Origin of the sequence: Microcoleus sp. FACHB-831 (assembly GCF_014695585.1) — a bacterium.
In the GTDB taxonomy this organism is placed as follows: domain Bacteria; phylum Cyanobacteriota; class Cyanobacteriia; order Cyanobacteriales; family FACHB-T130; genus FACHB-831.
This window is the reverse complement of record NZ_JACJON010000056.1, coordinates 72239-81069: the sequence shown is the minus strand read 5'-3', so window position 1 is coordinate 81069 and position 8831 is coordinate 72239. Positions and strand designations below refer to the sequence as shown.

The 8831-nt window shown below is 44.0% G+C and carries 8 protein-coding genes; 1 reads left to right on the top strand and 7 read right to left on the bottom strand.

Annotation, left to right across the window (positions count from 1 at the left end):
- Nucleotides 1-514 precede the first annotated feature (514 nt).
- The 4 genes from H6F77_RS14655 to H6F77_RS14640 all read right to left on the bottom strand — a co-directional run bounded on the left by H6F77_RS14655 (nt 515) and on the right by H6F77_RS14640 (nt 3659).
- On the bottom strand, nt 515-958 hold the full coding sequence (locus H6F77_RS14655) for an FHA domain-containing protein (RefSeq protein WP_190489429.1): 444 nt from the start codon (nt 956-958) through the stop codon (nt 515-517).
- A gap of 114 nt (nt 959-1072) precedes the next feature.
- Nucleotides 1073-2194, bottom strand: coding sequence for an ATP-binding protein (locus tag H6F77_RS14650; protein WP_190489428.1), 1122 nt, complete (start codon nt 2192-2194; stop codon nt 1073-1075).
- A gap of 201 nt (nt 2195-2395) precedes the next feature.
- On the bottom strand, nt 2396-3025 hold the full coding sequence (locus tag H6F77_RS14645) for a YdcF family protein (RefSeq protein ID WP_190489427.1): 630 nt from the start codon (nt 3023-3025) through the stop codon (nt 2396-2398).
- 199 nt (nt 3026-3224) lie between these two features.
- Nucleotides 3225-3659 (bottom strand): DUF5691 domain-containing protein, encoded by a 435-nt coding sequence (locus tag H6F77_RS14640; protein WP_190489426.1) that lies wholly within the window; start codon nt 3657-3659, stop codon nt 3225-3227.
- Between the two features lie 48 nt (nt 3660-3707).
- On the opposite strand from H6F77_RS14640, the gene H6F77_RS14635 reads away from it, so the two are divergent.
- Nucleotides 3708-4052 (top strand): hypothetical protein, encoded by a 345-nt coding sequence (locus tag H6F77_RS14635; protein ID WP_190489425.1) that lies wholly within the window; start codon nt 3708-3710, stop codon nt 4050-4052.
- A 237-nt stretch (nt 4053-4289) separates the two neighbouring features.
- Here the strand turns inward: H6F77_RS14635 and H6F77_RS14630 are convergent, their stop codons facing one another.
- From H6F77_RS14630 to H6F77_RS14620, 3 genes are all read right to left on the bottom strand, one after another.
- Complete coding sequence (locus tag H6F77_RS14630; RefSeq protein ID WP_190489424.1) at nt 4290-5711, bottom strand: FAD-binding oxidoreductase; 1422 nt, start codon at nt 5709-5711, stop codon at nt 4290-4292.
- A 267-nt stretch (nt 5712-5978) separates the two neighbouring features.
- Nucleotides 5979-7406 (bottom strand): aspartate aminotransferase family protein, encoded by a 1428-nt coding sequence (locus H6F77_RS14625; protein WP_190489423.1) that lies wholly within the window; start codon nt 7404-7406, stop codon nt 5979-5981.
- A gap of 398 nt (nt 7407-7804) precedes the next feature.
- Nucleotides 7805-8815, bottom strand: a complete 1011-nt coding sequence (locus tag H6F77_RS14620; RefSeq protein WP_190489422.1) for a decaprenyl-phosphate phosphoribosyltransferase — start codon at nt 8813-8815, stop codon at nt 7805-7807.
- Nucleotides 8816-8831 lie beyond the last annotated feature (16 nt).

The window sequence follows — 8831 nt, the reverse complement described above, 5'->3', positions numbered from 1 at the left end:
GTTGCTGTGGAAGAAATTCTTGCCCAACTTAGCCAAACAGTAATTGCTTCGGTGACGGGATGGGATTTTATTCTGGAAGCTTTATCTGTATCAGGAATTTAGTGAAATGGTATTACTAGCCTTAACGCCGTAAACTTCTACCGCTACACTATAATTAACTGCTGGTTTGTTTAAGTTAGGAGTATTTGATAGGTCTATTACTAATCTGCGATCGCAAGCCAGCCTATAAGCAATGCTATTGGAAATAATGATAGGAATGCTAGCGATGAGCATTCCTATTTTGCCAATATAACCTTGGTCTCCAGCATTGTCATTACTTAAGATCAAGGTTATTTAAACCTACATCTCACACCAGCTAATAAGTAGGTTGGCTTGAGGAACGAAACCCAACTTTGTTGAGTTTTACTATCGTTCGACCAACCTACAATTAATTTTGATCGAACGCTATTGGCATTCGCGTTTATAACGGCAGCAACCTAAAAGTTGACCCTCTTTACAAAAGAATATTACTGCTTTAGCCCGATAGCTCTTGAGAACCCTGACGAACTACTCTGTAATAAACAGCTCTAACTTGGGGGCCAAAGACAATCTCTTCTTCATTTTCCAAATCGTAAGTTTTAAACTTGTTACCATTAATCAGCAAACCGTTAGCGCTAGGCTGACCGTCGAGACTGCCATCCACAATCCTATAGGAGTCTGTTCCATCTTCATGTACAACCCGCACCAAAGTAGCGTGGTGGCGCGAGACAAACTGCGAAAATAGGCGGATATCACAAGTGCGTTCTCTGCCAATTGAATAAACTTCACTCTCCAAAACAAACCGCCGCCGTCCCGCATCGTCTTGAACAATAAATAAATGACCTTCAGTTGGATCTGGTGTCTCTTCACTAGAGTTCGGGCAACTTTCTGGAAGATCGGAAGGTGTTGGATGGTCTTGAGATGGTTCTGTTGAGGGCATATCAAGTTGGGTCAATAATTAAACGCAATTTTGGGTAAACAACACTAAAGTTGTTCATTTTTATTATTATTTGTTAAAGGCGATCGCCCATAAAGGATGAATTTGTCTTAGCGCTTATCCGCCTTCTCGGCAGGTGCGATACAGATCTTTCCACCCCTCTCGTTCCTTGGCCACTGTCTCTAGATACTCGCGCCATACAACACGGTCTTGTACAGGATCTTTTATAACTGCGCCGATAAGTCCAGAGGCTACATCTCCAGCACGCAGGTATCCATCCCCGAAATCCGCCTCCAGTGCCAAGCCACTGTTGACGACGGAGATAGCCTCACCCGTACTAAGTGTACTGCTGGGAGATTTAATTTTAGTCTTCCCATCAGCAGTTACACCGCTACGCAGTTCGCGGAAAATAGTTACTATGCGACGGACTTCTGCTAATGCTGGTGGTTCGGCTGGCAGTTCCCAAGCGCGTTCCAGACGTGCAACGCTGCGTTGCACAATATCGACTTCTTCTTCTACTCTTTTGGGCAATGGCAGGGCAACGGTATTAAAACGACGCTTGAGGGCGCTAGAAAGGTTGTCTACTCCTTTGCTGCGATCGTTGGCTGTCGCTATGACGCTAAACCCTTTGGTGGCTTGCACTTCTTCCCCCATTTCGCGAATGGGGAGTGTCTTTTCAACAACGGCTGTAATGAGGGTGTCTTGAACATCAGCGGGGATGCAGGTAAGTTCTTCGACGCGGGCTATTTTACCATCTTCCATTGCCCGCATTAAGGGGCTGGCAACTAATGCTTGCATAGAGGGGCCATCTGCTAACAGACGCGCACAGTTCCAGCCGTAGCCGATGGCTTCTTCGCTTGTGCCAGCAGTACCCTCGATGAGGAGGGTGGAATCGCTCGAAATTGCTCCTGCTAAGTGTTCGGAGGCCCAGGATTTACCTGTATCGGGGACGCCGATAAGCAGTAAGGCGCGGTCGGTTGTGAGTGTGGCGACGGCAATTTCAATGATGCGGCGATCGCCTATCCCCTTGGGCGATACTTCAAACCCATTCTTTAGTTTCCTACCCGATACATACTTTGTCACCGCCCAAGGGGATAGGTTCCAGCTACGCGGATGCTGGCGATTATCAACTTTAGCTAGTTCCTCTAGTTCTTGCGTAAACTGCTTTTCGGCGCGTTCGCGCAGTAGAGATTTTTTAGCTTCGGTTGGCTTTTTGTTTTTTGCTTTTGAATCGCTCATCTTTTGTAGTTTTTTGTCGGCGGATATTAAAGTGCCTGATTCGACTAATATAGTTCAGCTTATCGGCTAATTAAACATAATATTTCTCTTTTACAGGTAGCAAAGGTGTGGCTCGATCCCCCCTCCGGGGATTAGGTTGGAAGGTTAGGTTTTTTGTTCAATTTATTATGCTCATCTGCTTTGTAGCTTCGCAAATATATTTTAAAGATTATTTATTGATATAAATGGGCGCAACCATCTCACAATCTTGTAGTACATATAAAAATATGTTTCCCGTGCCAAGAAGGGAAGTTTATTTTCGATACTTTTATATCTTGTGGTAGGTGTGGCTGATGGATAAGCGTTGATTTGTAAATCTTTGGCCATTAACATGGCTCGTTTCATGTGTAAAGGATCGCTTACAATTACAAATCTTGTTAAATTCCGCTTTTGAGCTACCTGCTTAGCATAGTAAAGATTTTGATATGTAGTTCGCGACTGGCTTTCAGTTAAAATATTGCTTTCTGAAACACCGCGAGCGATCGCATACTTTCTAGCAACGACCGACTCGGCTAGTTCGTTAATGTTACTTTGTCCTCCTGTAAAAATAATATCTTGAACTAGGTCGCTTTTATATAAATCAATTGCATGATTAATTCTTTCTCTAAAAACAGGCGATGGTTCCTCTCCCCAAACGGCTGCGCCCAGGACAATTGCGGCATCGCCCCCACTTGTTGTTAATTTACTGTCATAAAAATATATACTTCCTGCTAAATACCCAATGGTAACGATAATAGTAGAAATTACTATAAGGACTATTCTAATTTTCGAGGGGGCTTTGCGTTTTTTCATTAGTAACAATAATACTTAAAACTCTTAAGACTGCCTTAGTCAGTTTAAATACTCCAAGGCTTTTGTTACTCTTTGAGCCTCAACAAAGCTGGTTGGTTCCCGCGCAAAGGTTGACGATGCGATTGCAGAGGCTCCAAAATAAAAGCTTCTGCTCGCTCTACGGGCAGGACTTGCATAAGTCCTTTTATCGTTTCAGTATCTAGTTGTTTGGGCCATCGCGATGTCGCAGCGTTGCCCGCATCCACCCTTCAATCAGCGATCGCTCATAAGTATTGTCAAGGGCTGTCTGTATTAACTCTTTTGGTGCTAATCCGGAAGTTTGGCACCGATAATTAGGCGGAACGATCGCCAACATTTGTAAGAGCCACCAAGCTTTATCCCCAATTCCTAAAGGAGAGTTGGAATCTATCCCATCGCGTATCCTTGCTTTGTCACAATGAGCGAGCAGAGTTACAACAATTTCCTGCTGGGGAGCTGGCGTGAATTTTATTAAGAATTGCAACCGCTGAAGCGTGCGATCGCACAGACGAGATTCTGACAAAGGTGCTAACAAATCGTCGGCGCTGCGTCTTACTTCTTTGCTGCGATCGCCGAGTGGCAACTTTTTTATCCCAACTGATGGAAATTTTTTCACGCGCTGATGCTGGCTTAGAGGCGCGTAATTGTTTTAATAATAATTGTCATGCAGAGCGATCGCCGCATAGCCAATTGTCTCTTCGTCTTCACCTGCTGGCAATATAGCTTCTTGCAATTATCACGGTTTTGGCTGCGGGACTCAATCCACTGCGTCACCTATGCCGACGGAGTATTTGACCGCCAAGATCGTGCGTTGAATCGCCAACCACAGAAACAGGCCCAATTCAGGTTTGCAAGGAAACTTGCGCCTGGGGAAACTGCATTTAAAGGCATTTTCAGTTATAGCAATCTGCGTTTGGTAAGCTTTGCTACCCCTGCCTTGTTATTCCCCCAGGCTGCTTGCTCGTTCGCACCCAATCCTCCCCATTTGCGCGGCGTCGCCAAAGCTTAGCCACTTTTAGCACAAATAGCATCGGGTGCTATGGCTAAAATTTGTTGCGTTGTCCGGGTTGTATGTATGGGTGGTTTACTCCACAGTTAACTTCCCGTACTTTCACGCTTATAGGCTTTTTGGAGGCGACACGTCAAGGGTAAAACTGCGAAATTGGCGATCGCTTCGCTACATACTACCTAACCGATTCAAGAAGAACGTATCTTATATCCTCAGTTAAAATCCCCGTATGCAAAATTAACCAGAGATAGACAAGGCACGATCTTTCTTATTTATCTGTTGTACTTCCGAATCGATTTCCAAACGTTTAGACAAAGCAGAGGAAAAATAGTTATTGGGATCTACCTTCGATTTCACGGATAGCCATTGGGGAAAGTTTGGATACATTTCTCTAAAAGAGGCGGGACTAAGACGAGCATCTTTAGCAAGATAAACTCGACCGCCATACTGAATAACCATTCGATCCAATTGATCGAGAAATTCCCACAACCCAGCTTTAATCGGTATGTCTAAAGCTAAGGTATAGCCTGGCATGGGAAACGATAGCAATCCTTCCTGAGAACCAAACCTTTTAAGTACGGCAAGGAAAGAGCCGCAGCCTTTTAAACTGCATCTGTTTAGTATTTGAACAAGAGCCTCTCTGCTCACTGAGGGCGGAAAAACGCACTGGTATTGGATAAACCCTTGTTTGCCATAAAGCCGATTCCAACCCTTCAAAAAGTCCAGCGGGTAGAAGAAGGAATCGTAATCTACAATTGAGCGGACTGGTGCTTTAGGATGGCGACCGTAGTAAAGTGCGTTGAAGCTACTCATGGTGTAGCGATTAAGCAGCCCAGAAGGTGGTTCAAAGGGAACCGGGAGGCGGTACTTGGTTTGGACAGACAGAGGTTCTTCTTGCAGTTGGGGATGCAGTTGCGATCGCGTCGCATGATTGCCGAACATTATAATGCTGCGACCCAATGCTTTACCGGAAGATAGACAGTCTATCCAAGCTACAGAATATTGATAGTTGGGTTCGTGTTCGTCGAATAGAGCGATCGCCTCATCCAAATTTTTCGCCTTAAGGCTGTACATATCTATGTAAGCCGTTTCAATTGGGCGCAGCGCTAACTCTACCTCAGTTATTATCCCTGTCAGCCCCATTCCCCCTACCGTTGCCCAAAACAGATCGCTATTCTGCTTGCGGGAACATTGCACGGTTTCGCCAGTAGCTAGCGTAATTTTCAATTTGCTAACAAAACGGCAAAAAGAACCGTCTTGATGGTGGTTTTTGCCATGCACGTCGAAGGCAACAGCACCGCCAACCGTAACGAACTTGGTTCCTGGCGTAACAGATGGAAACCACCCTAGCGGTACAAACCTTTCTATAATTTCTTTGAGACTAAGCCCAGCTTCACAACACAGAAGACCAGTCTCTTTATTGAAGGATATGACGCGATTCAATCCTTCAGTTAGCAACGTCTGTCCGTTGTAATTGATTGCTGCATCTCCGTAACTGCGACCAGCACCTCTAGCTATAACAGTCGTATCCTGAAAGTCTTTAATTACTTCAGAAACCGATGAAACTTGCTCTGGACGCTGAAGAAAACTTTTTGCTACAGGATATCTGCCCCAGCCTGACAAAGGAACTTCAATGGGCGATAACAATTTGCAACTCATATACACCTCTACTAGAGGCTGCTTATAAAGTCCAAAATTCTCGTCTTTCTGTTAGCACATATAGACGAAATGCGCTTACCGCTTATACTTTATAAACACCCTGTTAAAACGATTGCTTTGCGATCTATCGGACTGCTAAACCAAGGCTCTTTTATCGCGCTTAGACGATAACTACCTATTAAGCGCTGACTTTCTATCTTAAAATTCGTTTCTTTTCTTGGCCAATTAAACCCGCTCCCTACAAGAAAGCGGGTTTTGCGCTATCTCCTAAGCTTTCACCTGCATATCCATCACATTTCCTTTAACAAACTCGGCTACTATCTTCACCAATCCCCGTTCGAGAATATCGTCAATAGCATCAACAAACTCGTCTAGCTGACGGTACTCTACAACTAAGGGCGGCATGACATGCAACACGTCTGGATCGGATGCAGAAAAGTGAGTGATTATGTTGTAGCGTTGATAAAGTTCTCGGATAATGCTAGCCATCATTATCGCATCAAGCGTGTTAAATATGCTGAATTTCGACGTGTCTATAACTTGACTGAAGAAACTCTTGTTAAAAGCAAACCGTATTCCTTGGAGTAAGCCTCTCCCCATAATTTCAACGATCTTGCCTTTGTGCTTCTCTTGCAGTTTTAGAAGTTTATTTTTCAGATATTCTCCTTTCTCCCGCGCTCCTTCAATCAGATTTTCTTCTTGAAGAACATTCAGCGCCTCAATGCCAACTGCACAGGATTCTCCTAAACCGCCAAAGGTTGTTGTATGCAACGAGCTATCTTTTCTCCCAGCATAAGCTTTATTGAAGATAGCTTCTGTTGTAATCATCGCTCCTACTGCCCGTTTGCCGCCGCCTAACGACTTGGAAATAGTTACAACGTCTGGAACAACGTTTTCGATTTGGAACGCACAAAATGTTCCAGTTCTCCCCATGCTAACTTTGACTTCATCAAAAATTGAGAGGATGTTGTTTTCCCGGCACAGAGCAACTACTTCTTTCAAATATCCCGGAGGAGCAGAATGCAGCCCTTGACCTTGAATTGGTTCTAAAATGATAGCGATAATTGAGTTTTCGCCTTCGCCTGTCTGGTTTTCGCTAATAGCAGCTGCAAGCGCCTGCACGTCACCATAGGGGACTTCAACAATATTTTCCTTTGGTATGCCCATTAAGAAACCACGCTGAAATCCTCCACTTGTAGTGAGAGATAAAGCGCCGTGAGTCTTACCGTGGAAGGAACCACTAGCCGTAATAAATTTAGTTTTCTTTGGCCCTTGCGCTCTTTCACAGATTTTTAAACCTGCTTCCACTGCCTCAGCGCCGGAAACGCTAAAAAAGCACATTTGTAAAGGATCTGGTAATAGCTGGGAAAGATTGTAGGCAAAAGCTGCTTGAAGCTTATGCGGCGCTACCTTGATTGCATCAATTAGTTTTTTCTTGTGGCACAGCTCTTCGGCGGCTATAATTCGCGGATGATTGTGGCCTAATCCTAAAACTCCAATTGATGAAGAAAAGTCAAGGATAGTCCGTCCATCTTTTAAATGAATTTCAACTCCCTCGGCGCTTTCAATGTCCATTTCGCTCATGCCAAGGAGCTTATAAACTTCTAGCAACCCTGGATTGAAATGTTTTTTATACAGTTGGTTAGCTCGCTTTACATCCAGGGAAATAGCTTCGTTTAATGTTAATAATTCCATAGTTTCTCTTGACCCTGTTCAGTTTTTATCCAGCTTTTTCTTGCGTGAATACACCATAGCTTTAGCAACTTTGATTAGTCAATAGTAATACTCTCTTTTTTTGTAAAGTTTATTTAAAATAATTTTAAAATATTTTTTAAATTAAGTTGGATTTTGTAAATCTCGCAAATTTTATATATGGCCAATAATGAAGCTTGTATAAACACTTGTAGCTTTAGCTTGAGACTATTGCCTACATGGCTTTAGGACGATATTATTACACCTCACACAAAGGGTAATAATATCGTCCTTTTATTGCTAATTGCCATTAATTAGCAGTCATTAATTGAACGCTGAAGCTTTATTAATCGCTGGGAAAGATATTTTTCACACCAAAATAATAAAGATACTATTTGTTGCTAAATTATCCCGGCATTCTTAAGCCATAGAATGACGAAGATTGTGATTACCCAGCCTAGAACGGTAAGCAGGATTGGCAAATCGCTTAATAAAATCTCTTCAGGGCGCTCAGTTTGGCCACCTTCTACAGCACTATGACCATACTCTTCAAGATCCGATTCTCTTCTACTCTTGCGAGCAATTTCTTGGGGGTCGGCTAGCAACTGATAGCGAAAAACGCCATACAAAACAAAGGGGAGTGTTAAGAGCATCCAGGGTGTTGATGCTCCCTGAACTTGAGGGCCAGAACTCCACAGCGCATAGCTCATAACTGCACCTGTGGTTACTACGCTTTCCATGCGGGTGAGTAGTTCCATAGAGTACCGTTTGAGGACAGAACGAGTTTTGCCGCCTTTGATTTCAAATAATCGCAGTTCTGCTTTGCGTTTCTCGACTCCCAAAAACAGCGCCAGCATTGCGGTACACAGGACAAACCAAGGAGATATTTCAATCCCTGTAGCCGCTGCGCCTCCGTAAGCTCTGAGGACGAACCCGGTGGCGATCGCTCCAATATCCAAAATTACTGTTTTCTTAAGCCGCAGGTTATAGGCGAGTTGCAAAATTGCGTAGGCAATTAGCGCGGCTCCCAAGGCAGGTGCGTGCAACCAACCTATGAGCAAAGATCCTGCTAATAGCACCACTGTCATGGCGATCGCTACCCGGATTGTCACCAAGCCTGCTGCGATCGGGCGCTTGCATTTCACAGGATGCCGCCGATCGGCTTCCACATCAATGATGTCATTAAGTAAGTAGAAACCGCTAGAAGCACAACAAAACAATGCAAATGCTAGCCAGGCACCCTGAATCGACTCAAAATGGTGGATTTTGAACTCAAATAGAGGTGCCGCAAACACAACTAGGTTCTTTGTCCACTGGCGCGGTCTTAGAGCAGCTAAGTAGGGTAGTTGTGTAGTCCTACTTACTCTGTTAACTAATGATCGTTCTTGAACTGGTAGTCGTCGAGTTTCCATAACCGTTTTCTTGTTT

What these genes read in the sequence shown, in the direction of transcription:
- H6F77_RS14655 (WP_190489429.1), bottom strand. Translation starts at nt 958, where the DNA reads ATGCCCTCAACAGAACCATCTCAAGACCATCCAACACCTTCCGATCTT.
- H6F77_RS14650 (WP_190489428.1), bottom strand. Translation starts at nt 2,194, where the DNA reads ATGAGCGATTCAAAAGCAAAAAACAAAAAGCCAACCGAAGCTAAAAAA.
- H6F77_RS14645 (WP_190489427.1), bottom strand. Translation starts at nt 3,025, where the DNA reads ATGAAAAAACGCAAAGCCCCCTCGAAAATTAGAATAGTCCTTATAGTA.
- H6F77_RS14635 (WP_190489425.1), top strand. Translation starts at nt 3,708, where the DNA reads ATGCAGAGCGATCGCCGCATAGCCAATTGTCTCTTCGTCTTCACCTGC.
- H6F77_RS14630 (WP_190489424.1), bottom strand. Translation starts at nt 5,711, where the DNA reads ATGAGTTGCAAATTGTTATCGCCCATTGAAGTTCCTTTGTCAGGCTGG.
- H6F77_RS14625 (WP_190489423.1), bottom strand. Translation starts at nt 7,406, where the DNA reads ATGGAATTATTAACATTAAACGAAGCTATTTCCCTGGATGTAAAGCGA.
- H6F77_RS14620 (WP_190489422.1), bottom strand. Translation starts at nt 8,815, where the DNA reads ATGGAAACTCGACGACTACCAGTTCAAGAACGATCATTAGTTAACAGA.